A 22,795-nucleotide genomic window follows, 5' to 3' on the forward strand; every position below is an offset into this window, starting at 1 on the left:
TCCGCCTCAAACTCGTTCAATGATGGTGGCGATACCCATGCCACCACCTACGCAGAGGGTGGCCAGGCCGTAGCGCAGCTGGCGCTTCTCCAGCTCGTCGAGCAGGGTGCCGAGGATGGCGCAACCGGTCGCACCCAGCGGGTGGCCCATGGCGATGGAACCGCCATTGACGTTGACCTTGTCCTCGCTGACGCCCATGTCCTTCATAAATTTCATGACGACGGAGGCGAACGCCTCGTTGACCTCGAACAGGTCGATGTCATTGACGTTCAGCCCGGCCTTGGCCAGTGCCTTACGGGTGGCCGGTGCAGGGCCGGTGAGCATGATGGTCGGGTCGGTACTGGTCACGGCGGTGGCGACGATGCGCGCGCGCGGCTTCAAGCCCAGCTCCTTACCCTTGGCGGCGCTGCCGATCAGCATCAGCGCCGAGCCGTCGACGATGCCGGAGCTGTTGCCCGGGGTGTGTACGTGGTTGATCTGCTCAACATGGCTGTAGACCCGCAGCGCGGTGCTGTCGAAACCCATCTGGCCCATCATCTCGAAGCTCGGCTTGAGCTTGCCCAGGCCGTCGAGGGTGGATTCGCCACGGATAAATTCGTCGTGGTCGAGCAGCACGATGCCGTTCTGGTCGGCCACCGGAATCAGCGACTTATTGAACGAGCCGTCCTTGCTGGCGCGGGCGGCTTTCTGCTGCGAACGCAGGGCAAAGCTGTCGACGTCCGTGCGGCTGAAACCTTCCAGGGTGGCGATCAAATCGGCGCCGATGCCCTGCGGAGTAAAGTGGGTGTGCATATTGGTCGCCGGGTCCATCACCCAGGCACCGCCATCCGAGCCCATGGGAATGCGCGACATCGACTCGACGCCGCCGACCACCACCAGGTCCTCGAAACCAGAGCGCACCTTCATCGCGCCCATGTTCACCGCTTCCAGACCCGAGGCGCAGAAACGGTTGAGCTGCACGCCCGACACGCTGACATCCCAGTCGGCGACCATAGCCGCGGTCTTGGCGATGTCCGCGCCTTGGTCACCCACCGGCGTCACGCAGCCGAGCACGATGTCATCGACCTGGCTGGTATCCAGGTTGTTGCGCGCTTGCAGCGCCTTGAGCAGGCCGGCGATCAGGTCGACAGGCTTGACGCTGTGCAGCGCGCCGTCCTTCTTGCCCTTGCCGCGGGGCGTGCGCACTGCATCGAAAATAAATGCTTCGGTCATGGCGTCCTCAGACCTCCAATGGAGGGTGGCTGGCGGTGCAGATCGAGCCTGCACCTGTTTTTGTTGAGTGCAGTCACCATACGCTGCGCGCGGACAGGCTCAATGACCGAAGTGCTCAGGCCTATTGACCACTCAGCTCAGACCAACGGTCAATCACTGGGCGAAGGCCAACAAGCGTGTCTAGCTCAAGGCCCACTGCGGGTCTGGCCGTTGCTGCTCATAACCAGTGGCGACTAGCCACCGAGCCCTAGCAATCAAGACTTCTATAGCCCACGGCAACGCGCCCCTACAGTTGAATCAGGCCACCCGCGCAATGCTGTGCGGGGCGGCTGCTGTAGGCGTCGTCGCCGGGTTTTGCCGGGGCGGCTTGAATGATCAACATGAGGCGTGGCGTCGCATCCGCATATTGCGCAGGACAGCGCCGACCACCCGCAAAAAACAACAAGGCCAATCGCCATGTTCAATCCAGTGAAAATGCGTCAGGCAGGCATGATCGTGTTTGCCACCACGGTAATTCTGATTCTTCCCAACCTGACCCGCTTGGTCAGCTAAATTTCCGACTCCCTGCCCTGCCCGCCACCGTGGAGTGCGCCGGCAGCGGCAGAACAACCCATAGCCGCAACCTCCCCCGCAAGCCGGCCAGAGCCTGTGCTAGGGTGATTTCAATCACCCCAAGGAGCCTGCCATGCGCAACCTATTCGCCATTCTCGGTTTATTGATCAGCCTGCCGCTGCTGGCCGGCGAAGCCGAACTGAGCGCCGCCGTCGAAGCCCTGCAATCGCCCGACAGCGTGCTGATCGATGTGCGCAGCGCCGAAGAGTTCGCCGCCGGCGCATTGCCCGGTGCCGAGCGAATTGATCATGAACAGATCGCCAGCCAGATCAGTGCCCTGGCCCCGGACAAAAGTACCCCGATTGTCCTCTACTGCCGCAGCGGCCGCCGTTCCGGCATCGCCGAAGAAAGCCTGCGCGCCATGGGCTACAGCAACCTGATCAATGCCGGCGGCTATGACGAACTGAAACTCGCCCTGGAGTCGCAGGATTGAACACGCGCAGCCTCTGCCTCGCCCTGCTAAGCCTGCTACCGCTCGCCCAGCTACACGCCGCCGAACTGACCCTGGAACTGGGCAACGGCCGCCAGCGCCTGAGCAGCGCACAACTGCTGAGCCATCCGCAGACACAGTCCATCGAGATCAACGACGACGTCAGCTACAAACGCAGCATGCGCTACCGCGCCGTGCCATTGGCCGTGCTGCTGAAAGGAGTGCAACCGGGTGATCACCTGCAACTGGTGGCCAGCGATGGCTTTGCCGCCGAACTGCCCGCAGCCCCCGCGCTGAGCCAGACCGGCAGCCAGGCCTGGCTGGCCATCGAAGACCCGGCCCACCCCTGGCCGGGCCTGGGCAACGGCAAACCCAGCGCCGGGCCCTTCTACCTGGTCTGGCAAAACCCCGCTGCCAGCCAGATCGGCCCTGAACAGTGGCCGTTCCAGCTGGCCGCCATCCGCAAACTGAACCCGGTGGCGCAGCGCTTCCCGCAACTGCTGCCAGCGGCAGACGCCAGCCCGGCGGTGCAAGCGGGTTTTGCTCAGTACCAGAAGAACTGCATGGCCTGTCATCGCTTGAATGGCGCGGGGGACTCGCAGTTCGGGCCGGACCTGAATGTTCCGCATAACCCGACGGAGTATTTCAGCGGCGACTTTTTAAGCCGTTATATCCGTGACCCGCAGAGTCTGCGGCGTTGGCCGCAGGGCAAGATGCCGGGATTTTCAGCTGAAGTGTTGAGTAACGAGAAACTCGGAACGCTGATTGAGTATTTGCGGCATATGGCAGGGAGGAAGATCCAGCTTTGAGGGCTTAACTGCCGGCTGTACAACACCTAAACGCCCCAAGTTACTAGACGCACTATCCTTTCACCGAGGCCTGAACGATTGCCTCGTTACTTTGCGAGAAGGTTTTTCAACATTGACGCAAGGAGAAAAAAATGACGTTTAAGCATGCAATGTTCATTTTGATTTCGACGTGGCTGATGTCAGGGGTACCGATGCTGGCCGCCGCCGACTCGACGGTAGTCGTGACAACGGCTGACCTCAAATGGAAGGACATGGGCAATGGCATAACAGCCGCACCCGTTTCAGGCGATATGGATAAGGGCGCTAGCCGATTTTTACTGAAGTATCCGGTCGGCCTGGTAACGCCCAACCACCATCACGACGCGAATCATCATGCCACCCTAGTATCGGGTGCGGTCACGCTTACCGTGGCGGGCAAGGCGTACAAACTCGAACCCGGCGCGTATTTCGCCCTGATCAACAAGGAGCCTCACACAGCCAAGGTCGAAGGCGAGCAAGACGCGGTGTTCTTTATCCAGGCGGATGGCCCGTGGAACGTGGTGATGGAGCAATAGGCTCGGCAATCAATCCTGTCACTGCTTGGTGGGCTGGCGGCGTGCCAGTGCAACCCTCTCCCCAGCCCCTCGGCTTTAGCCTCCTGCGTCCATGCAGTCGTCTCCCGCATACGGGCAGAGGGGCTAAAACGCCGGCTTACTGCTGTTGCACCCGAATCATTGGGGCAACCTCCACTTGTGCATGCATCTGCTCGATACCGCCACCCCGGCGCATGCCGCGCACCGGGCAGGCGTCCAGATAATCCAGGCCCACGGCCAACTTCAAATGCCGCTCCGGCTTGGCCAGGCAGTTGGTCACGTCAAAGCTGTACCAGGCGTCATCCAGCCAGGCTTCGGCCCAGGCGTGGCTGGCCAGGTGGTCTTCGCTGTCGGTAAACAGGTAGCCCGACACATAACGCGCCGGCACGCCCAGGCTGCGCGCGCACGCCAGGAAGGCATGTGCATGGTCCTGACAAACGCCCTTGCCGCCAGCGAAGGCCTCACTGGCGCTGGTTTCCACAGCGGTTGCGCCCGGCTGATAGCGGATATGCGCATTGAGAGCGTGCATCAGGTCAATCAAACCGCTGCGGTCCGGGCGGCTGCGGCTCTGCAGTTTGGCGAACTCGCGCAGGGCTTCGTCGGCTTCGGTCAGGCGGGTAAAGCGCAGAAACGGCAGCGCCGACTGGTTTTCGTGCTCAGCCTCGCGCGCTTCGTCGATTTCCACCTGGCCACGGGCACCGATCACGATGGATTCGTGCGGCTCATCCATGGTCAGCACATGCAGGATATTGCCGTAGGGGTCGAGCTGCGCGCGCACCGGGCGCGGCAGACTCAGCTCCCAGCTGAGCACCTGCTGGCGCTCGCTGTCGTGCGGGGTCATGCGCAGGTACTGGATGCTGGTACGCACCTGATCTTCATAGCGATAGGTGGTGTCGTGGCTGATTGACAGTCTCATGCGACCTCCAGGTAGGAGCTTTGGATGGCTTGGCCCAACTGGCGGACCAGCAGGATGAAATCGGTGAGCCAGGCGTGCAGGCCCTCGTCGAGTACTTCTTCGATGCTGGTATAGCGCAGCCGCGCTTCCAGTTCGGCGGCCAGGCGCTGGGCCGGGCGGCCGTTGTCGCCGGGCAGGCTGGCGAGCATCAGACTCAGTTCGTCCATGCACGCACGCAGTGAGCGTGGTACGTCGGCGCGCAATAGCAGCAGTTCGGAGACTTTGCGCGTACCAGGCGAGCCACGGTAGATCTCGGCAAACGCCTCGAAGGAGGACAGCGCGCGCAACAGCGCGGTCCACTGGTAGTAGCTGCGCGCTGGGCGACCGTCGATTTCGTCGATGTCTTCGCCGAGCATTTCATAGCGCGCGTCGAGCAGGCGCAGGGTGTTGTCGGCGCGCTCGATAAAGGTACCGAGGCGGATAAAGCGATACGGGTCGCCGCGCATGATGGTGCCGAAGGTGGCACCGCGGAACAGGTGCGAACGCTCCTTGACCCACTCGCAGAAACGGCTGATGCCGTAACGACCCAGACCCTGTTCGGCGATGCCGCGAATCTCCAGCCAGGTGGCGTTGATGTTTTCCCACATATCGGCGGTGATCCGCCCGCGCACGGCATGGGCGTTGCTGCGCGCAGCCTGCAGGCAGCAATAGATGCTCGCCGGGTTCTGCGCATCGAGGGCGAAGAAGTGCAACATGCGCTCGGCGTGCAGCGGGCCGTGGCGCTCCAGGTAATCATCCAGGGTGCCGGTAATCAGTAGCGGCAGGGCCAGTTCTTCCAGACCATCGCCACGGCCGTCCTGTGGCATCAGCGACAGCGAATAGCTGACATCGAGCATGCGCGCGAGGTTTTCCGCGCGCTCCAGATAACGCGACATCCAGTACAGATCGGAAGCAGTACGACTCAGCATGATTAGTCCTCCACCACCCAAGTGTCTTTGGTGCCGCCACCTTGGGACGAGTTGACCACCAGCGAGCCTTCGCGCAGCGCGACGCGGGTCAGGCCGCCGGGGACGATGCGGGTTTCCTTGCCAGACAGGACGAAGGGCCGTAGATCGATATGGCGGGGCGCAATGCCGCTGTCGACGAAGGTCGGGCAGGTCGACAGGCACAGGGTCGGCTGGGCGATATAGGCCTCGGGACGGGCAATCAGGCGGGCGCGGAAGTCTTCAATCTCCGCCTTGCTCGCCGCCGGGCCGACGAGCATGCCGTAGCCGCCGGAGCCCTGAGTTTCCTTGACCACCAGCTGTTCCAGGTTGGCCAGTACGTGCTGCAGTTCCACCGGTTTGCGGCACTGGAAGGTCGGCACGTTTTTCAGGATCGGCTCTTCATCGAGGTAGAAGCGGATCATCTCGCCGACATAGGGGTAAATGGATTTGTCGTCCGCCACCCCGGTGCCGATGGCGTTGGCCAGCACCACGTTGCCGCTGCGGTAGCAGGCCAGCAGGCCAGGCACGCCGAGCATGGAATCCGGATTGAAGGCCAGCGGATCGAGGAAGGCGTCGTCGAGGCGGCGGTAAATCACATCCACCTGCTTTGCGCCTGCCGTGGTGCGCATAAAGACCTTGTCGTCACGCACAAACAGGTCCGCGCCTTCCACCAGCTCCACGCCCATTTCGCGGGAGAGGAAGGCGTGCTCGAAGTAGGCGCTGTTGAAGCGCCCTGGGGTCAACACCACGACGTTGGGGTTATCCAGCGGGCTGGAGGCCTTCAGCGTGTCGAGCAGCAGGTTCGGGTAGTGATCGATCGGTGCCACACGCTGGGCGGCGAACAGCTCGGGGAACAGCCGCATCATCATCTTGCGGTCTTCGAGCATATAGCTGACGCCGCTGGGCGTGCGCAGGTTGTCTTCCAGCACGTAGTAGCTGCCGTCGCCATCGCGCACCAGGTCGACCCCGGCGATGTGGGCATACAGGCCGCGGTGCAGGTTGAGGCCCTGCATGGCGATTTGGTAGCCCTCGTTGGCCAGCACCTGCTCGGCGGGCACGATGCCGGCCTTGATGATGCGCTGCTCGTGATAGAGATCGGCGAGGAACATGTTCAGCGCCTGCACGCGCTGGATGCAGCCGCGTTCGACGATGCGCCATTCGCTGGCGGGGATGCTGCGCGGAATGATGTCGAACGGGATCAGCCGCTCGGTGCCCTGATCGTCGCCGTACAGGGTGAAGGTGATGCCAGCGCGGTGAAACAGCAGGTCGGCTTCACGGCGGCGCTGGGCCAGCAGTTCATCTGGCGTATCCGCCAACCAACGGGCAAAGGCCTGATAGTGCGGGCGGACTGCGCCGCTCGCGTCGTACATCTCGTCATAAAAGGTGCGGGCCATGCCGTACTCCTTGTCACCCGGACATGGAGTCAGCGTTGCAAGGCCCGCGCCATAGAAAACAAACCTTATATTTCAACGAGTTAAATATTAATCGCGACGACTTCGCACTAAAGCGGGGCGCACATCTGACCCGCCAGTCGCGGGGCGCGCCATTTTATGGCAACCCAGCACTTACAAGTCGGCCAGCTGTAGCCAGTGCCGATAGAAGCCCTCGGCCACGCGGTTCAGCTCAGCCACCTTGGCGGGCAGGTTTTCGAGCATCTGCGCCCGGCTCTGCTGGCTGGGCTGGCTGTCATCGAGCAGGTGGTGCCAGTCGCCGAGCCACTGGCGCACCAGGGCTTCGTCCATTTCCGGATGGCCTTGCAAAGCCAGCAGCTTGTCGCCCCAGGCAAAGGCCTGGTTGCTGCACCAAGGGCTGCTGAGCAAAGGCTGCGCGCCCTCGGGAATGGCAAAGCTGTCGCCGTGCCACTGGAACATCGGGAACTGCTCAGGAAGGTGCTGCAACCAGGGGCTGGGTTCGGCCTGATCGAGACGGGTCAGCGGCTGCCAGCCACTTTCGGTGTAGGGCATATGGCTGATGGTTGCGCCTAGGGCCTTGGCCAGCAGCTGGCCGCCCAGGCAGTGGCCGATCAGCGGAATATCGCGGCGGATAAAATACTGCAGCGCGGCGACCTCGGTGGCCAGCCAGGGCAGCGGATCGTTGACGCTCATCGGCCCGCCCATGATGGCCACGGCCTTGGGTCGGTCGAGGTCGATGCCGTCCAGCTCGCCCAGGTCGGCGCGCAGCACCGTAAATGAATGGCCAGCCTGCTCCAGCACCTGGCCAAGATGGGCCGGTGGGCAGTAATCAATGTGGGTAAAAATCAGGATATCGGTCATGCGCCAAGTCTGAAGCAAAGCGCGGGCTGGGGTCGAGGGGCGATTGTCGGGGGTATAGGAACGGAGGGATTGTTAGAGACACCGACCAGCCAAGGGCTGGCCGATGTTCAGGACCATCAGGGCTGCAGGTTTTTCACCTCCTGGGTAACGCCCCAACCGTCCAGTTTTCCGCCAAGCGGTGCCACGACTGACTCCAGGTCATGCTCGAAGTCGCCTATGCCGTGGTAGGTGGCAAACATCACTTTGCTGATTTGCAGGTGCCAGGCACCGTCGTCACGCTCGGTCACCAGGGCGTGTAAAGATTCACCACGAAACTTGCGGGTCGCCATGCGGGCCCGTTCCTCGTCCGGAAAAATGGCGTAGAACTCGATTGGATGGAAGCTGGCAAAGTCGAAGCCGCCTTCCTTCATCCGCCGTAAAACCCCGTTACTGACATCATCGTGCAAGGCTGTGCTCATGAAGTGACCTCCCAGGCGATGGATGGATTAACCGCTTTCCCATTGCAACCGTCGGAACTTCGGCGGTGTCGCGGCGCAAGTAGCTGAGCCGCCCGAGAACCAAGCAAGAAACTGCTTGCTGTGTCATAAGCCAGACCTGAAGCCAGGGCTGGTCGACGCAGGCCTGCTCAGAACAAGCAGGTCAGACGCGTCAATTGCAGACTAGCCCCATCGCGCGGCTTTTGCCCAGCAAAACTTGGGCCGGCACTTATTCGCGGCCAAGCCAGGCCATGATGCGCCGATTGATCCAGGCCGGCGTCAACTGGCCGGACCAGTACAGCAGCTTGAACTGCAGGCTGATCGGCCGGTGTACCGCCCTGCTCTGCGTCTGCGCCCAGGCCGCCTGGGCCACGGCTTCGGCCTGCAGGTTGACGCCCAGGCGGCGCAGCACCGGGGCCTGGAAGCCTTGGTTGTTGAGCATCGGTGTGCTGACAAACGGCGGCATCAGGTCGCCGACGCGAATGCCGTGCTTGGCCCATTCCAGGTCCAGCGCCTCGGTCAGCCCGCGCACGGCGAACTTTGAGGCCGAATAGCTAGCCAGATGCGGCACGCCATAGACGCCCGACGCCGAGCCCATATTGATCACCTGGGCATCTGTCGTGGCTTTCAGGTAGGGAAAAGCCGCATGGGTCATGTTCAGCGTGCCCTGTACGTTGATCTGCAGGATGCGCGTGTGTTCGACCAGCTCGATCTCCTCGAAATGGCCGCATCGCAGAATCCCAGCGCTGTTGAACAGCAGACGCAACTGGCCGCCATGCAGGGCGCAGAAGTCCGCCAGGGCGACCTTGACCGCCGCCGGGTCGGTGACATCCAGCTCGGCATGCCAGACGTTGCCCAGTTCGGCGGCCAACTCGGCCAGCGCCCGGTGGTTGATATCGAGCAGGCCGACCTGCCAGCCCTGTTGATGAAACAGCCGTGCGGTGGCCGCGCCAATTCCCGAGGCGGCACCGGTGATCAGGATGTTGTTCACTCAGCAGCCCCGCTCGCGGAGAAAACTCACCACCTCGGCCAGGGCAAAATCGGCGGCCTTGAGCATGCCGGCATACGCCTGAAATACATGCCACAGGTCCGGATAACGCTGCAGGCGCACCATGACTCCGGCGGCCTTGGCCTTGTCGGCAAAGCGCAGGCTGTCGTTAAGCAGGATTTCATCCTCACCCACCTGAATCAGCAGCGGGGCCAGGCCGTGCAGATCGGCGAACTGCGGCGACAGGCCCGGGTCGTCATGGGCCAGTTCGGCCGGGCAATACAGCGACACCGCCTGTTCGACCCAGCGGCGGTGCAGCACCGGGTCACCCGCCGGCGGCTCGTGCATCTGTGTGCCGGAAAAATCGGTAACCGGGGAGAGGCACACCAGCGCCGCTGGCTGCGGCAAGCCCAGGTCGCGCAGGCGCAGGCTGGTGATCAGGCTCAGGTTGCCACCGGCCGAGTCACCGCCAATGACGATCTGCTCAGGCTTGTAGCCCAGCGTGAGCAGTTCCTGAAACGCTGCCAACGCATCTTCGCGGGCCGCCGGGTATTGGTGCTCCGGAGCCAGGCGGTAATCCAGGGCACAGACCTCCATCTGCCCGCGTTTGGCCAGGTGCGCACAGATCGTCCGGTGAGTATTCGGCCCGCCGATCAGGTAAGCCCCGCCATGCAGATACAGCAACACCGTGCCACGGCCATTCTGCGGCTTATGCCACTCGCACGGCCGCCCGCCCAACGTACCGGAACTACGGGTAATCCCGCGCGGCGTCGGGCTGCTGGCCGTCAGCAGGCGCAGCACCGCGCGCTGTCCGGCAATCGGCATCGGTGGGCGCACCAGGCTGCGAAACAGCAGGCGCAGGACGCCGCGCAATACGCTGCGCAGCACAACCTGGTCAGACGCAGGGGCGATGAACTCAGCGGGTGCATTCATAGTCAGTCAACTCCGGTGTGCGGGTCAGGTGGCGATAGGTAAAGGTATAGCCCGGCCAGTTGTTGGTGTTCTTGCCGGAGGCGGTTTTGTACCAGCTGGTGCAGCCCTGCTCCCATATCGTTCGATGTGAGCGGGCCTGAATCTGCTGGTTATAGCGCTGTTGCACCGCCACCTTTACATCCAGATAACGCACACCCTGGCGCAGCACGTCGAGACAACCCAGCACGTAGCTGAACTGGCTCTCAAGCATATAGAGCATCGAGTTGTGGCCCAGGTTGGTGTTGGGCCCGTAGAGAATAAACAGGTTGGGAAAACCGCTGACGCTGATGCCCTTGTAGGCCTCGGCACCGTCGCGCCAGACCTGGTTCAGCTCGCGCCCGCCGAGCCCGCGAATCTGCATCCGCGCGAGAAAATCCGTGGCGGCGAAGCCGGTGCCGTAGATCAGCACATCACAGGGGTGCTCGCGGCCGTCGGCGGTGACCACGGCATGCTCGGTGATTGCGCTGATCGCCGTGCTGATCACCTGCGCATTAGGCTGGGCCAGGGCCGGGAAATAATCGTTGCTGATCAGGATGCGCTTGCAGCCCATGGGGTAATCCGGCTGCAGCTGCGTGCGCAACTGCGGGGCGGCCACCTGCTTGTGCAGGTGCCATTTGAAGCTCTGGGAAAACAGTTTCAGCAACCAGGGCAGGTTGATAAACGCCAGGGCGCGGGCTTCATGCTGGAGGTACTTGAGGCCGCGATCGATATGCTGCAGCCAGGACATGCGCCGCATCAGCGCCAGCTCCCAGGGGCGGTAAGCGCGGTCGGCCTTGGGCAACACATAGGCTGCCGAGCGCTGGAACAGCGTGAGTTCGGCCACCTGCGGCTGAATCTGCGGGACGAACTGAATCGCCGACGCGCCAGTACCGATCACCGCCACGCGTTTGCCGTTGAGATCCACCTCATGCTGCCAGCGCGCCGAGTGAAACGCCTCGCCGGCAAAGCGCTCGATACCGGGCAACGCCGGGTACGCCGGCTGATTGAGCTGGCCGCAGGCGCTGATCAAGGCATCCGCCGACAACACCTCGCCATTGCTCAGAGTCACCCGCCACAGCGCCGCCGCCTCATCGAACGCCGCCGACGCCACCTCGGCATTAAAGCGAATGCGCGAGCGCAACTGGTACTTGGCCACGCAGTGCAGCATATAGGCGTGAATTTCCGCCTGCGGCGCGTACTTGCGGCTCCAGTCGGTTTTCAGCTCGAAGGAAAACGAATACAGGTGCGACGGCACATCGCAGGCCGCGCCCGGGTAGCTGTTGTCGCGCCAGGTACCCCCCACCTCGGCGGCTTTCTCCAGCAGCAGGAAATCCTCGATACCCGCCTTTTGTAGCTGAATGGCCATGCCCAAGCCACCAAAGCCGCTGCCGATAATCAGCACGCGCAAGGGTGTCTGGGTCTGGGAGTTGTTAGGCATTGTTGTTCCCCAATCGCAGTCAGTGGCAATGCCTGGATGCTACTTGCCTGCCGGCACCCGGGTTATGGCATAGTCGGCCAATTGATTGTGACTTTCGGACAGCGCAGCGGACAACGCAATGGCAGTCGCACCCGTTTGGCCACCCCGGCGCAGCATCACCAGCGCCCAACTGCTGACCCAGCTGGGCCTCGACCATGGCCTGAGTGTCGAACGCTGCCTGCGCAACACCGGCCTCAGCCCCCTGCAACTGGCCGAGCTGCACAGCGAAATCGACGGCGCGCAGGAACTGCAACTGATCAGCAACCTGATCGACGCCCTGCCCGAGCAGCATGACCTGGGCCTGCAAGCCGGCCTGCGCTACCAGCTGACCACCTACGGCATCTGGGGTTACGCGTTGCTCAGCAGCCAGAGCTTCCGCCAGGCCGCCGACCTCGGCCTGCGCTACCTGGACCTGACGTTCGCCTTCAACCGCATCAGCTTGCGCGAAGACGCCGAGCAGGCGCATCTGGAGCTGGATGGCAGCCACCTGCCGGATCATGTGCGAGATTTTCTCCTGCTGCGCGACGCCATCGCGGTGATGGTGATTCAACGCGAGCTGACCGCCGCCAAGATTCCCCTGAGCCGGGTGCAGTTGAGCATCCCCGCGCCGGCCGACCCGACGCGCTTTATCGAGCAATTCGGCCTGCTGCCGGAGTTCGCCTGCGCGCAGAACCGCATCAGCTTCCCCCGCCACCTGCTCGACCAGCCCCTGCCCCGTGCCAACCCGCACAGCGTGCAGCTCTGCGAGTTGCAATGCCAGGCCTTGCTGGCCAAACGTCAGGTACGCAGCGGCCTGGCCGGGCAGATTCGCGACCGCTTGCTGAGCACCCCAGGGCGGCTGGCGGATATGGAAGTGATCGCCAGCGAACTGAACATCAGCAGCCGCACCCTGCGCCGCCGCCTGGAAGACCAGGGCAGCAGCTTTCGCCAGTTGCAGGAGGAAGTACGCCAGGCCCTGGCCGAGGAACTGCTGGCCATCGCCAGCCTGAGCCAGGAAGACATCGCCGAACGCCTGGGCTACAGCGAGGTGTCGAACTTCCTGCACGCCTTCAAGCGCTGGAAGGGCCTGACACCCGGCCAGTACCGCCAAGCGCTGACCTGAAAAACGCGACTGACAAGTCGTCGGCGCAGGTGGCACTTTGCCATTTCATCCGCCACATTGGCACTTTCCACCCTCAAGCCAGCGGCCATTTGCGCCGATACTGCTGGACTATTTAACGCTGGGAGTTTTCATGCGACAGGGTTTCCTTGGGCAGTTCCTGCCACATGATTTGACCGACCAGGCCAGCTTCCTGCTGGCCCGCACCCTCGCTTTCAGCGCCTTGTGCAGCGTGGTTATCGGCCTGTACAGCTGCATCAAATGGGGCCGCATGGGCAACGAGGCGCTGATGTACGGCTCGCTGTTGCTGGTGCTGGGCATGCCGCTGATGCTGCTGGTACTGCGCAGCGCCGTGCTGCCGCTGGCCGTGGCGGCCAATATGGCACTGGCCTGCATGGCCGGCTACTCGATGCTGCTGATCTACCAACTGGGCGGCCTGCACTCGGCGCACATCTACTGGCCGGCAGTCGTCATCGTCTTCGCCTACCTGTTGGCCGGCAATCGCAGCGCCATGGTCTGGAGCCTGGTGCAGGTGCTGTTCGTGTTCTGGCTGATCCGCCTGGAGCGCAGTGGCGCCAGCCTGCCGGTGTTCGAACTGAGCGCCCGCGATGCGGCGGTAAACACTTATTCCGGGTTTATCCTGCCAGTACTGGCCGTATGGCTGGCGCAGTGGTACAGCGCGCAACTGCGCAACCAGGCGCTGGCCGATGCAGAGGCTGCGCTCAATGAGTCCCGCGAGTTCGGCCAGCGCGCCGCACGAAACCAGGAGCAGCTCGGCGGCATTGTCGATGAAGTGCGCAGCACCGCCAGCGACCTGCTGCACATGGCTGGTCAGCTGCAACAGACCCTTGGCGGCATTCGCCAGCGCTGCCAGAGCATCGACACCGATGTGCAGCAGCAGGCCGACGCCATGCACCAGCTTGATCTGGCGCTGCATGAAGTGCTGGAAAGCCTCGCCTCCAGCACCGACCACATGCAGCAGCTCAGCCAGGACACCCAGCACAGCAGCAGCCAGGTGAATGCCTGCGCGCAGCGTATGGAAGATGCCCAGGCCAGCATGCAGGCGATTCAGCAGAGCAATCAGCGTATCGCCGAATCCATGCAGATGATCAGCGCCATCGCTCAACAGACCAATCTGCTCGCGCTTAACGCAGCCATCGAAGCGGCCCGCGCAGGCGAACATGGCCGTGGCTTTGCCGTGGTTGCCGACGAGGTGCGCAGCCTCTCGCAGCGCAGCAACTCAACCGCCGATACGGTGCAGAGCGTGCTGGGCCAGTCACAGCAGATCATCGACACCGGCGCGGCCCAGGTCAGCGATGTCGGCACCGCGCTAAGCAGCAATGCCGGACTGACCGACAATCTCTCCAGCTCGATTCTGCAGCACAGCCAGGCGCTCAACCGTGCCCATCAGCAACTGGCCAGGGTGCGCGACAACAGCGCTGCGCAACGTGACGCCAGCCAACGCCAACGCGCCGCCAGCGCCGAGCTGCTGCAGTCCCAGGAGTCCTTGGTGCAGCTGGGCCAGCAGCTGGAGCAGTTGTCGCATCAGCTGCATCAGCGGGTGGCCAGCGCGTAGGTATTCAGCGCCCTCTCCGCTTGTGGAGAGGGCAACCGCCGCAGTTTGAAAGTCAGTTGGGCACTGACAGCCTGGCAGCGCTGCGGGTATTGTGCGGCCATGACCACTCGCCAACCCGCCCCCGCGCTACTTGCCTACCAAGCCCCCTGGGACTGGCAGCAGTTCCATGCCCATTTCGCTCTGCGCGCGCTCGCCGGCGTCGAGTATTTGCAGCCAGACAGTTACAGCCGCAGCGTGCAGCTGGACGGCAGCAGCGGCTGGTTCAGCGTGCAGCCCCTAGCCGAGCAAAACGTTCTTCAATTGCGCCACAGCACCTCGCTGAACGGCTGTGTGCCGGCTCTGGTCGGCCGGGTGCGCAAGATGTTCGACCTGGATGCCGAACCGCTGCGCATTGCCCAGCACTTTGCCGGCGACGCGCAACTCGGCCCGCTGGTGGCGCGCAACCCTGGTCTGCGTTTGCCGACCGCCTTCGATCCGTTCGAGCAGGCGGTGCGCGCCATCGTCGGCCAACAGGTCACGGTCAAGGCGGCAGTCACCGTCACTGGTCGCCTGGTCGCGCGTCTGGGTGAAGCGCTGCAATTTGCCGACGCGCCAACAATTCAGCGACTGTTCCCCAGCCCGCAGGCCATCGCCGAGGCCAACCTGGAGGGCATCGGCATGCCCGGCAAGCGCGTGCAAACCCTGCAACACTTCGCTGCCCAGGTGGCCTGCGGCCTGCTGCGTCTGGATTTGCAGGACGGCTACACGGCCTTTGTCGAGCGCCTGTGCGCCCTGCCCGGTATCGGCCCGTGGACGGCGGAATATATTGCGCTGCGCGCCTTTGGCGAGGTCGATGCCTTTCCCGCCAGTGACCTGGGTTTGCTCAAGGCGCCGGTGTGGGGCGCGAATGGCATCGACGCCAAACAGCTCAAGGCCCGCGCCGAAGCCTGGCGACCGTGGCGCGCCTACGCTGCCGCGCACCTGTGGCACAACTACTCAGAGGGATGAATCAGGATGTTCTACCGCTACCACGACAGCCCGCTCGGTCGCCTGCTGTTGGCCGCTGACGAAAGCGGCTTGCAACAGCTGCTGATGGATATCGACGACAAACCCTGGCACATCGGCGAACACTGGCGCAGCGACACAGATGAGTTGGATGAGGTATGCCGGCAGCTTGATGAATATTTCAGCGGCCGCCGCCAGCGCTTTGAGGTGCGCCTGGCCCCGCAGGGCACGGCGTTTCAGCAAGCCGTGTGGCAGGCGTTGCAGGCTATCCCGTTTGGCCGCACCAGCTGCTACAGCGACCTCGCCGCCGAGATTGCGCGGCCCAAGGCGGTGCGCGCCGTGGGCGCGGCCAATGGTGCCAACCCGATTGCCGTGATCATCCCCTGCCACCGAGTGATCGGCCGTGACGGCAGCCTCACCGGTTATGCCGGTGGCCTGCCGCGCAAGGCGTTACTACTGAAGCTCGAAGGCGCGCAGTTGCCACAACAGACGCTGCTGGGTTTCTAAGCCTGCAGCCGGTGCCGCCGCGTTAGCAGGCCGTTGAAAACGTAGGCGAGGCCGCCAGCGCAAGGCAAAAATAGGCGAAAAAGCGGAGTTTACTGCTGTAAATGAGCATTTTGAGCCTGTTTTTAACGCCGCGATGGCAACGCAGGTAGTTTTCAGCAGCCTGCTAGAACTTGACCGTACCGCGCGGCCCTAGCAGCGCCCAGATGATCAAGCCGATCACCGGCAGCAGTACGATCAGCAGGATCCACAGCACCTTCATGCCCGTTTCGGCACTGCTTTTGATAACGCTGAGAATCGCCCAGATATCCAGGGCCAGGATGACCAGCCCCAGCAAACCATTGAATGTAGAACCCATGATAGTGACGCTCCTATGCGAAGGCTTCGCCTTCGTAGGATAGACGCTAGTCACCAGAGTTCAGCGGCGTGGCCAATCAGCAGTCATCCAGGCCGGCAAACAAAGCCGCGAAATCACCCCCGATGGGCGTAAAAGCCGGCACCTGCGCGCTGTCGAACAGGCGCAGCACGGCAAAGCGTGGGTGTTCGCCAGCATCGAACCAGTGCGCCGTACCGGCCGGCATCAGCAGCAGGTCGCCCTTCTCGCACAGCAGGCTGTAGACGTACTCGCCGACATGCAGCGCCAGCAGGCCACGCCCAGCCAGGTAGTAATGCAGGTGCGCCGGCTCACAGCTTTGCTCCGCACGCAGCGCGCGGGCCAGCTCAGTGCCCTCGCCGCGCTCATCACACAGGCTCAGGATTTCGGCACTGGCATAGCCATGCGCAGTCATCAGCTGGTCGATCTGCACGCGGTTGGCCGCCATCAACTCATCACTGGCGGTGCCGGCAATCACCGGCTGCTGCACCGGCACCTGATTGAACTGCACGCCAACCGCCGCCAGAGTGCTGGCGATGTCTTCGGCATGGGTCAGCAGCTTGTTCGGGTACTCGGGCGAAGACTGGTGGTAGACGGTCAGGCTGCTCATGGTCAGGCTCTCGCACTCTCAAAATTAACGTGGGTGGCGCAGTTTAAGGGCGCTCATTGCCGAGGTATCGGGCGGTGATCAGCGCGGCCGCCAAGGCAATAAAACTGGCAATGGCAAAGGTCCAGGCCGCTCCCAGGCTGTGCCAACTGTAACCGGAATACAGCGCACCCAGCGCCCCGCCGACGCCAGCCAAGGCGGCGTACAGCGCCTGACCCTGGCCTTGCTGGCGGTCGGCAAAGCTGCGCTGGACGAAATGCATGGCCGCTGCATGGAAACTGCCAAAGGTCGCCGCATGCATCAGCTGGGCAAACAGCAGCACCGGCAAGTGACCGGCCAGGTTGCCCAGCAGCAGCCAGCGCAGCGCGGTGATCAGAAAACTCGCCAACAGCACGGTGCGCAGTGAGTAACGCGCCAGCAACCTGGCCATAAACATAAACAGCACGATCTCGGCCAGCACGCCCAACGCCCATAACTGGCCGATCACCCCGCGCGAATAGCCGAGGGCCTCCAAGTGCAGGCTGAGAAAGGTGTAGTACGGGCCGTTGCTCAACTGCATCAGGCCGGCGCTGACGTAGAAGGCGAGAATCCCCGGCCGCCGCAGCTGCTGGAGAAAGCCGCCCTGTTCCAGGGTATTGGGGCGCATCTGCGGTTGCGCATTGGGCACCCACCAGCTGCTCAGGACGATGCCGCCCATGATCAGAATCAGCGCCCAGGGATAGGCGTCCAGGCTGAGCAGCTCGAACAGCTGACCCAGACCAACCACCGCGACGATAAAGCCGATGCTGCCCCACAGGCGAATCTGGCTGTAGCGCGCGGCCTGCTCCTTCAGATGGGCAAAGGTGATCACTTCAAACTGCGGCAACACCGCGTGCCAGAAGAACGCATGCAGCGCCATGATCAGCGCCAGCCAGGCATAGCTCTGGCTGATAAAGATGCCGGCAAAGCACAGCAGCGTGCAGATCGCGCCAAAGCGCACGATGGCCAGCCGCTGCCCGCTGTAATCGCCCAGCCAACCCCAGATATTCGGCGCGATGCAGCGCATCAGCATGGGAATGGCGATCAATTCGCCGATCCGCGCGGCAGAAAAACCCAGGTGATCGAAATACAGCGCGAGGAACGGCGCGGTAGCACCGAGCAGCGAGAAATAGAAGAAGTAGAAACCGGACAGCCGCCAGTAAGGCAATGCCGGGCTCATGCGGTGCACAAACCCGGAACCCTGCTGCGGGACGCGGCTGGCCGCGCAGCAATGCTAATCACAGCTGTGGCAGCACCGGAGTGCTGACCCGCACCTCGGCATTCTGCGCGCGGTGGCGCAGCAGATGGTCCATCAGCACGATAGCCATCATCGCCTCGGCGATTGGCGTAGCGCGGATGCCCACGCACGGATCGTGACGGCCCTTGGTGATGATATCCACCGGGTTGCCGTGAATATCGATCGAACGCCCCGGCGTGGTGATACTGGAGGTCGGTTTGAGCGCCAGGTGCGCAACAATCGGCTGACCACTGGAGATACCGCCAAGGATGCCGCCGGCGTTATTCGACAGGAAACCGTCAGGGGTCATCTCGTCACGGTGCTCGGTGCCGCGCTGCGCCACGCTGTCAAAACCCGCGCCGATTTCCACGCCCTTGACCGCATTGATGCTCATCAGCGCATGGGCCAGCTCGGCGTCCAGACGGTCGAAAATCGGCTCGCCCAGGCCCGGCATCACACCTTCGGCGACCACGGTGATCTTCGCCCCGACCGAATCCTGATCGCGGCGCAGCTGGTCCATATAGGCTTCCAGCTCCGGCACCTTGTCCGGATCGGGGCTGAAGAAGGCGTTCTGCTCCACCGACTCCCAGGTCTTGAACGGGATCTCGATCGGCCCGAGCTGGCTCATATAGCCGCGAATCACGATGCCCTGGGTCGCCAGGTATTTCTTGGCGATAGCGCCAGCGGCGACGCGCATGGCGGTCTCGCGCGCCGAGCTGCGGCCACCGCCACGGTAATCGCGCACGCCGTACTTGTGGTGGTAGGTGTAATCGGCGTGGGCCGGGCGGAAGGAGTCCTTGATCGCCGAGTAGTCCTTGGACTTCTGGTCGGTATTGCGGATCAGCAGGCCAATCGAGCAACCGGTGGTCTTGCCCTCGAAGATCCCGGCGAGAATTTCCACCTCATCGGCTTCCTGGCGCTGCGTGGTATGCCGGCTGGTGCCCGGCTTGCGCCGGTCGAGGTCGCGCTGCAGGTCTTGCAGACTGATTTCCAGCCCCGGCGGGCAGCCATCGACAATGGCGACCAACGCCGGGCCATGGCTTTCGCCAGCGGTGGTGACAGTGAACAGCTTGCCGTAGGTATTGCCGGACATGTGCAAAACGCTCCGCGAAAATCAGCCCCGAGCCTGCGCCTAACGCGCTGCGGCCCCACTTGAGTAAAGGCGGCGAGTATACCCGCGGTGCCCGTGCAGATCATCCTCGAACCTTATGCGCCGATCGGCGTCGAACCCATTCATTCACTGAACGTTGTCATTTATGTCGCGCACTCTGCTGCTGTCCCTGGCCTTGCTCGGCGGGCTGGCCCACGCCACACCGCAAACGTCCGTGCAACGGCCACTTAGCCTGGAAACCAGCCAAGGCACGCTGCATGGCACCTTGTTGCAACCGCAAAGCACCGCACCGACTGCCGTGGCGCTGCTAATTGCCGGCTCCGGGCCGACCGATCGCAATGGCAACAACCCGGACGGCGGGAACAACGACAGCCTGAAGAAACTGGCACAAGACCTGGCCAAGTACGGCATCGCCAGCCTGCGCTACGACAAGCGCGGAGTGGCCGCCAGCCGCGCGGCGACCCCGGATGAGCGTGACCTTAGCGTCGAAGGCTATGTAAACGATGCCGTGGCCTGGGCGCAGCAACTCAAGGCCGAGCCGGCGTTTGACCGGCTGATCCTGATCGGCCACAGCGAGGGGGCATTGATCGCCAGCCTGGCTGCCGACCAGGCCCAGGCCGATGCCCTGGTGGCAATTGCCGGCAGTTCACGGCCGATTGATCAGCTGCTGCGCGAGCAGCTGGCCGCTCGCCTCACACCGCCACTGCTGGCGCAGAGCAATTTTCTGCTCGATCGGCTGCTGGCCGGGCAAATCAGCCCACAGGTGCCGGAAAAACTGCAGGTCGTGTTCCGCCCCAGCGTACAGCCCTACCTGATTTCGCTGTTCAAACAGAACCCCAGCCAGGCCTTCGCCCGCCTGCGCATCCCGGCGCTGATCGTGCAGGGCGATCACGACATTCAGGTCAGCGTCGCCGATGCCCAGGCGCTGCACGCCGCCAAGGCGGATGCCGAGCTGCTGGTCGTCCCTGGCATGAACCATGTTCTGCGCATCGTGCCCCTGGATTTTGCCGCGCAACTGGCCAGCTATAACAATCCTCGACTACCGTTGGCAGCAGGCGTAAGCGAGCAGATTGCCCGCTTTATCCAGCGCAGCGGCAAAGTGCCAGCCTCCAGTTAGCGCGGCAGCGGCCGATAAGCGCAATGACCAGGCGACGCCAGTTCCGGCGTCGCGCACAGGACCGTCATGTATGGCCGACACCCCAGCGCCACAAACCGATGCCGATGCCGCCAGCACGGAAGCCGTCGAACAAGCCCATCCCTGGGCCGAGCTTGCTCCCGAGCAGTTCCGCCTGCTGCGTCTGGCGCCCATGCCGACCGACCGCCACACCGGCGCGCGGCCCCTGCGCTTTATCCAGCTGGGTCGCGTCGAGCGCCAGGGCAAGGAACACAGCCTGTTGCGCCTGACCTTGCAGCTGCCTGGCCAGCGCGTGCGCAAGGAACAGAACATCCTCGAAGTCTGGGCCGACCATCACAGCAAGACGATTCGCTTCGGCCCGGAAAAAAGTCTGCACCTAGAGCCGGAAAACCGCGGCCTAGGGCGTTTTATGCTGGCCCAGGGGATTCTCTGGGCGCGCCAGCACTACGCCCACTATCTGGTCGAAAGCGCCGCCCTGGCCAGCAAGGATGCCTTCACCGATGAAGCCCGCGCGCGCCGCGATCACTGCCTGCAGGCGCAGGGGTTTGTCATCGAATACCTCGACCCGCTGCAACTCAAGGCGCAGTACAGCGCACCACGGGTCAGCACACTGCATGGCGACTGGCATGCGGAAAAGGTGCAGATCGTCGAACTGCTGGATGCCGCCAGCATGCTTCAACAGGCCGATCAGAGTCTGCGGGAGCAAGAGGTCAAGGTGCGCAAGCTGGAAGAACGCATCGCGGTGTTCAAGCGCGAAGACGGCGGTTTGCGCTTCACCATCACCTGCCTGGTGGCCTTCTGCGTATTTCAGGCGGGGCTGCTGATCTGGATTGCCACGCGCTAGCAGGCCTTTGAAAAACTACCTGCGTTGCCGATACGGCGTTAAAAGCAGGCTCAGAATACTCATTTACAACTCGTAAACTCCGCTTCCTCGCCTGCTTTTGCCTTGTCTCGGCTGCCTCGCCTACGTTTTCAAAAGCCTGCTACCTGTTAGCGCTGGCCTGGCGGTACTGCCCCGGCGCAACTCCATAGGCCTGTTTGAACTGCCGGCTCAGGTGACTCTGGTCGGCAAAGCCCAACTGCATCGCCACACTCAAGGGCGCGCAACCATTCCTTAATAACGCCCGTGCCTGTTCCAGGCGGCGCTGCATCAGCCAGGTATGCGGCGGCAAGCCCGTGGCACGACGAAACACCCGAGCGAAATGGAACGGCGACAAGCCCACTGCGGCCGCCAATTGCTCCAGCGAGGGTGGCGCAGCCAGCTGGCTGCTCAGCAACTCCTTGGCCCGCGCCACCGCCTGCGGTTCAGCGCCCGCCACCAGGCCAGCGGATAACCGTGCATGGCGCTGGAACAGCAACAGAATCGCCTCACGCCAGGCACTTTGCTGCTGCAGGCCGGTGGCCGGGCTGTCGAGTAATTGATGCAGGTCGAGAAAACAGCGGTGCAACAGTGGGTCCTGCAGCACGCTGACGGCGAACGATGGCGTGCCGCCTGCCGTGAGTTCCAGCTCGGCCAGCACCCCGCTGACCTGGGCGTTATCCGGGTAGAAGGCGCGGTAACGCCAACCGTGCTCGTGGGCCTTGGAGCCGGTGTGCAGTTCGTCCGGATTGATCAGCACCATGCTGCCGACCGGAGCCAGGTGCTCGCTGCCGCGATGGCGAAAGCGCTGGGCACCGCCTTCGATCACGGTAAATACGAAACCTTCATGCACATGAGGGGAAAAACGCTGTTCGATATAGTGGGCATGCAGCAGCTCAATCCCGCCCAACTCCCGCGATTGCCAGAAGCGTATCTGCTCGCCACTCTCATGCGCCATCGCTCAACCGCTGAAACGCGCCTCCAGCTGCTGCTTGACCGCCGGCCATTCATGATCGGTGATGCTGTACATCACGGTGTCGTCCAGCCGCCCATCAGCCAGACGCCGATGATTGCGCAGCAGGCCTTCGCGCTGCGCCCCGAGTTTTTCGATGGCGCGCTGCGAACGCAGGTTGCTGGCCGCAGTTTTCAGCTGCACGCGAACCATGCCCCAATTGTCGAAGGCATGCTTGAGCATCAGGTACTTGACCATGCTGTTGAGGCCCGTGCCGTGCTGGCTCTGGTCGAGCCAGGTCGCGCCGATCTCGGCGGCCGGCAAGAGGTTGATAAAGTCGAAAAAACGCGTAGTGCCGACCAGTTGCTCGCCCAGGCGGATGACAAAGGCCAGCGCCTTGCCTTCACGCTGTTCGATCAGGCCCTGACGGTACCAGTCCAGCCGCTGGGTGCCGTTCATATAACTCAGTTCCTGGCGGTTGGCTTCGGCCAGGCTGATCAAGGCGGGGATATCGGCATCGACCATCGGTTCGATGCGCAGCGCGCCACGCTGCAGGGTAATCAATTGCGGCTTGAACATAGGGTCCCTCCTCGGACAGAGTCGCAGCGCGTCACGCTAACAGGGCGGGCAGGCGTGCACAATCCACAACAGTTGCAGGT

Annotated in this window: 24 protein-coding genes; 9 read left to right on the forward strand and 15 right to left on the reverse strand. The window is 63.1% G+C overall.

What is annotated here, in order from left to right:
• Positions 1–6: 6 nt before the first annotated feature.
• Positions 7–1,212, reverse strand: a complete 1,206-nt coding sequence (locus WBK23_RS03385) for an acetyl-CoA C-acetyltransferase (protein WP_424482568.1) — start codon at positions 1,210–1,212, stop codon at positions 7–9.
• A 685-nt stretch (positions 1,213–1,897) separates the two neighbouring features.
• Between WBK23_RS03385 and WBK23_RS03390 the strand changes: the two genes are divergently transcribed.
• From WBK23_RS03390 to WBK23_RS03400, 3 genes are all read left to right on the forward strand, one after another.
• Positions 1,898–2,257, forward strand: coding sequence for a rhodanese-like domain-containing protein (locus WBK23_RS03390; RefSeq protein ID WP_424482569.1), 360 nt, complete (start codon positions 1,898–1,900; stop codon positions 2,255–2,257).
• Positions 2,254–3,063, forward strand: coding sequence for a c-type cytochrome (locus WBK23_RS03395; RefSeq protein ID WP_424482570.1), 810 nt, complete (start codon positions 2,254–2,256; stop codon positions 3,061–3,063). Before WBK23_RS03390 ends, WBK23_RS03395 begins: the two co-directional genes overlap by 4 nt.
• Positions 3,064–3,194: 131 nt before the next feature.
• Positions 3,195–3,617: a cupin domain-containing protein gene (locus WBK23_RS03400; protein ID WP_424482571.1), complete on the forward strand. Its 423-nt coding sequence runs from the start codon at positions 3,195–3,197 to the stop codon at positions 3,615–3,617.
• Positions 3,618–3,753: 136 nt separating this feature from the next.
• Here the strand turns inward: WBK23_RS03400 and WBK23_RS03405 are convergent, their stop codons facing one another.
• The 8 genes from WBK23_RS03405 to WBK23_RS03440 all read right to left on the reverse strand — a co-directional run bounded on the left by WBK23_RS03405 (position 3,754) and on the right by WBK23_RS03440 (position 11,642).
• Positions 3,754–4,551, reverse strand: coding sequence for a transglutaminase family protein (locus WBK23_RS03405; RefSeq protein WP_424482572.1), 798 nt, complete (start codon positions 4,549–4,551; stop codon positions 3,754–3,756).
• Positions 4,548–5,498 carry an alpha-E domain-containing protein gene (locus WBK23_RS03410; protein ID WP_424482573.1) on the reverse strand — a complete coding sequence of 317 codons (951 nt, stop codon included), beginning with the start codon at positions 5,496–5,498 and terminating at the stop codon, positions 4,548–4,550. The genes WBK23_RS03405 and WBK23_RS03410 overlap by 4 nt, the downstream gene beginning before the upstream one ends.
• Before the next feature lie 2 nt (positions 5,499–5,500).
• Entirely contained in the window at positions 5,501–6,910 is a 1,410-nt protein-coding gene (locus WBK23_RS03415; RefSeq protein WP_424482574.1) for a circularly permuted type 2 ATP-grasp protein, read from the reverse strand.
• A gap of 171 nt (positions 6,911–7,081) precedes the next feature.
• Entirely contained in the window at positions 7,082–7,789 is a 708-nt protein-coding gene (locus WBK23_RS03420; protein ID WP_424482575.1) for a type 1 glutamine amidotransferase, read from the reverse strand.
• A 116-nt stretch (positions 7,790–7,905) separates the two neighbouring features.
• Positions 7,906–8,247: a ribonuclease E inhibitor RraB gene (locus WBK23_RS03425; RefSeq protein ID WP_424482576.1), complete on the reverse strand. Its 342-nt coding sequence runs from the start codon at positions 8,245–8,247 to the stop codon at positions 7,906–7,908.
• Between the two features lie 247 nt (positions 8,248–8,494).
• On the reverse strand, positions 8,495–9,256 hold the full coding sequence (locus WBK23_RS03430; protein WP_424482577.1) for an SDR family oxidoreductase: 762 nt from the start codon (positions 9,254–9,256) through the stop codon (positions 8,495–8,497).
• Complete coding sequence (locus WBK23_RS03435) at positions 9,257–10,186, reverse strand: alpha/beta hydrolase (protein ID WP_424482578.1); 930 nt, start codon at positions 10,184–10,186, stop codon at positions 9,257–9,259.
• Entirely contained in the window at positions 10,170–11,642 is a 1,473-nt protein-coding gene (locus tag WBK23_RS03440; protein WP_424482579.1) for a flavin-containing monooxygenase, read from the reverse strand. Before WBK23_RS03440 ends, WBK23_RS03435 begins: the two co-directional genes overlap by 17 nt.
• A 118-nt stretch (positions 11,643–11,760) precedes the next feature.
• Between WBK23_RS03440 and WBK23_RS03445 the strand changes: the two genes are divergently transcribed.
• The 4 genes from WBK23_RS03445 to WBK23_RS03460 all read left to right on the forward strand — a co-directional run bounded on the left by WBK23_RS03445 (position 11,761) and on the right by WBK23_RS03460 (position 15,847).
• Positions 11,761–12,783, forward strand: coding sequence for an AraC family transcriptional regulator (locus tag WBK23_RS03445; RefSeq protein ID WP_424482580.1), 1,023 nt, complete (start codon positions 11,761–11,763; stop codon positions 12,781–12,783).
• 1,033 nt (positions 12,784–13,816) lie between these two features.
• A complete protein-coding gene (locus WBK23_RS03450) occupies positions 13,817–14,356 on the forward strand; it encodes a methyl-accepting chemotaxis protein (protein ID WP_424483282.1) in 540 nt (179 codons plus the stop codon).
• A gap of 99 nt (positions 14,357–14,455) precedes the next feature.
• Positions 14,456–15,343: a DNA-3-methyladenine glycosylase family protein gene (locus tag WBK23_RS03455; protein WP_424482581.1), complete on the forward strand. Its 888-nt coding sequence runs from the start codon at positions 14,456–14,458 to the stop codon at positions 15,341–15,343.
• A 6-nt stretch (positions 15,344–15,349) separates the two neighbouring features.
• The gene (locus tag WBK23_RS03460) at positions 15,350–15,847 is read left to right on the forward strand and encodes a methylated-DNA--[protein]-cysteine S-methyltransferase (protein ID WP_424482582.1); all 498 of its coding nucleotides are present in this window, start codon (positions 15,350–15,352) and stop codon (positions 15,845–15,847) included.
• 163 nt (positions 15,848–16,010) lie between these two features.
• On the opposite strand, the gene WBK23_RS03465 is transcribed toward WBK23_RS03460, so the two are convergent.
• The 4 genes from WBK23_RS03465 to aroC form a co-directional block, all read right to left on the reverse strand.
• Positions 16,011–16,202 (reverse strand): PLDc N-terminal domain-containing protein, encoded by a 192-nt coding sequence (locus WBK23_RS03465; RefSeq protein ID WP_424482583.1) that lies wholly within the window; start codon positions 16,200–16,202, stop codon positions 16,011–16,013.
• A gap of 76 nt (positions 16,203–16,278) precedes the next feature.
• Positions 16,279–16,827 carry an acireductone dioxygenase gene (locus tag WBK23_RS03470; protein WP_424482584.1) on the reverse strand — a complete coding sequence of 183 codons (549 nt, stop codon included), beginning with the start codon at positions 16,825–16,827 and terminating at the stop codon, positions 16,279–16,281.
• Positions 16,828–16,870: 43 nt separating this feature from the next.
• Entirely contained in the window at positions 16,871–18,022 is a 1,152-nt protein-coding gene (locus WBK23_RS03475) for an MFS transporter (protein ID WP_424482585.1), read from the reverse strand.
• 58 nt (positions 18,023–18,080) lie between these two features.
• On the reverse strand, positions 18,081–19,172 hold the full coding sequence (gene aroC / locus WBK23_RS03480; RefSeq protein ID WP_424482586.1) for a chorismate synthase: 1,092 nt from the start codon (positions 19,170–19,172) through the stop codon (positions 18,081–18,083).
• Between the two features lie 163 nt (positions 19,173–19,335).
• On the opposite strand from aroC, the gene WBK23_RS03485 reads away from it, so the two are divergent.
• Both WBK23_RS03485 and WBK23_RS03490 read left to right on the forward strand, forming a co-directional pair.
• Positions 19,336–20,307 (forward strand): alpha/beta hydrolase, encoded by a 972-nt coding sequence (locus WBK23_RS03485; protein WP_424482587.1) that lies wholly within the window; start codon positions 19,336–19,338, stop codon positions 20,305–20,307.
• A gap of 70 nt (positions 20,308–20,377) precedes the next feature.
• Positions 20,378–21,169, forward strand: coding sequence for a hypothetical protein (locus WBK23_RS03490; RefSeq protein ID WP_424482588.1), 792 nt, complete (start codon positions 20,378–20,380; stop codon positions 21,167–21,169).
• A 139-nt stretch (positions 21,170–21,308) separates the two neighbouring features.
• Here WBK23_RS03490 and WBK23_RS03495 read toward each other — a convergent pair whose 3' ends face one another.
• Positions 21,309–22,142 (reverse strand): AraC family transcriptional regulator, encoded by an 834-nt coding sequence (locus WBK23_RS03495; RefSeq protein WP_424482589.1) that lies wholly within the window; start codon positions 22,140–22,142, stop codon positions 21,309–21,311.
• A 3-nt stretch (positions 22,143–22,145) separates the two neighbouring features.
• On the reverse strand, positions 22,146–22,715 hold the full coding sequence (locus WBK23_RS03500) for a GNAT family N-acetyltransferase (RefSeq protein ID WP_424482590.1): 570 nt from the start codon (positions 22,713–22,715) through the stop codon (positions 22,146–22,148).
• Positions 22,716–22,795 lie beyond the last annotated feature (80 nt).

The organism is Pseudomonas sp., assembly GCF_049653025.1.
Lineage (GTDB): Bacteria > Pseudomonadota > Gammaproteobacteria > Pseudomonadales > Pseudomonadaceae > Aquipseudomonas.

Excerpts from the sequence above, each read along its gene's own strand:
- WBK23_RS03385 (WP_424482568.1), bottom strand. The coding sequence starts at position 1,212 with ATGACCGAAGCATTTATTTTCGATGCAGTGCGCACGCCCCGCGGCAAG.
- WBK23_RS03390 (WP_424482569.1), top strand. The coding sequence starts at position 1,898 with ATGCGCAACCTATTCGCCATTCTCGGTTTATTGATCAGCCTGCCGCTG.
- WBK23_RS03400 (WP_424482571.1), top strand. The coding sequence starts at position 3,195 with ATGACGTTTAAGCATGCAATGTTCATTTTGATTTCGACGTGGCTGATG.
- WBK23_RS03405 (WP_424482572.1), bottom strand. The coding sequence starts at position 4,551 with ATGAGACTGTCAATCAGCCACGACACCACCTATCGCTATGAAGATCAG.
- WBK23_RS03410 (WP_424482573.1), bottom strand. The coding sequence starts at position 5,498 with ATGCTGAGTCGTACTGCTTCCGATCTGTACTGGATGTCGCGTTATCTG.
- WBK23_RS03415 (WP_424482574.1), bottom strand. The coding sequence starts at position 6,910 with ATGGCCCGCACCTTTTATGACGAGATGTACGACGCGAGCGGCGCAGTC.
- WBK23_RS03420 (WP_424482575.1), bottom strand. The coding sequence starts at position 7,789 with ATGACCGATATCCTGATTTTTACCCACATTGATTACTGCCCACCGGCC.
- WBK23_RS03425 (WP_424482576.1), bottom strand. The coding sequence starts at position 8,247 with ATGAGCACAGCCTTGCACGATGATGTCAGTAACGGGGTTTTACGGCGG.
- WBK23_RS03435 (WP_424482578.1), bottom strand. The coding sequence starts at position 10,186 with ATGAATGCACCCGCTGAGTTCATCGCCCCTGCGTCTGACCAGGTTGTG.
- WBK23_RS03440 (WP_424482579.1), bottom strand. The coding sequence starts at position 11,642 with ATGCCTAACAACTCCCAGACCCAGACACCCTTGCGCGTGCTGATTATC.
- WBK23_RS03445 (WP_424482580.1), top strand. The coding sequence starts at position 11,761 with ATGGCAGTCGCACCCGTTTGGCCACCCCGGCGCAGCATCACCAGCGCC.
- WBK23_RS03450 (WP_424483282.1), top strand. The coding sequence starts at position 13,817 with ATGGAAGATGCCCAGGCCAGCATGCAGGCGATTCAGCAGAGCAATCAG.
- WBK23_RS03455 (WP_424482581.1), top strand. The coding sequence starts at position 14,456 with ATGACCACTCGCCAACCCGCCCCCGCGCTACTTGCCTACCAAGCCCCC.
- WBK23_RS03460 (WP_424482582.1), top strand. The coding sequence starts at position 15,350 with ATGTTCTACCGCTACCACGACAGCCCGCTCGGTCGCCTGCTGTTGGCC.
- WBK23_RS03465 (WP_424482583.1), bottom strand. The coding sequence starts at position 16,202 with ATGGGTTCTACATTCAATGGTTTGCTGGGGCTGGTCATCCTGGCCCTG.
- WBK23_RS03470 (WP_424482584.1), bottom strand. The coding sequence starts at position 16,827 with ATGAGCAGCCTGACCGTCTACCACCAGTCTTCGCCCGAGTACCCGAAC.
- WBK23_RS03475 (WP_424482585.1), bottom strand. The coding sequence starts at position 18,022 with ATGAGCCCGGCATTGCCTTACTGGCGGCTGTCCGGTTTCTACTTCTTC.
- aroC (WP_424482586.1), bottom strand. The coding sequence starts at position 19,172 with ATGTCCGGCAATACCTACGGCAAGCTGTTCACTGTCACCACCGCTGGC.
- WBK23_RS03485 (WP_424482587.1), top strand. The coding sequence starts at position 19,336 with ATGTCGCGCACTCTGCTGCTGTCCCTGGCCTTGCTCGGCGGGCTGGCC.
- WBK23_RS03490 (WP_424482588.1), top strand. The coding sequence starts at position 20,378 with ATGGCCGACACCCCAGCGCCACAAACCGATGCCGATGCCGCCAGCACG.
- WBK23_RS03495 (WP_424482589.1), bottom strand. The coding sequence starts at position 22,142 with ATGGCGCATGAGAGTGGCGAGCAGATACGCTTCTGGCAATCGCGGGAG.
- WBK23_RS03500 (WP_424482590.1), bottom strand. The coding sequence starts at position 22,715 with ATGTTCAAGCCGCAATTGATTACCCTGCAGCGTGGCGCGCTGCGCATC.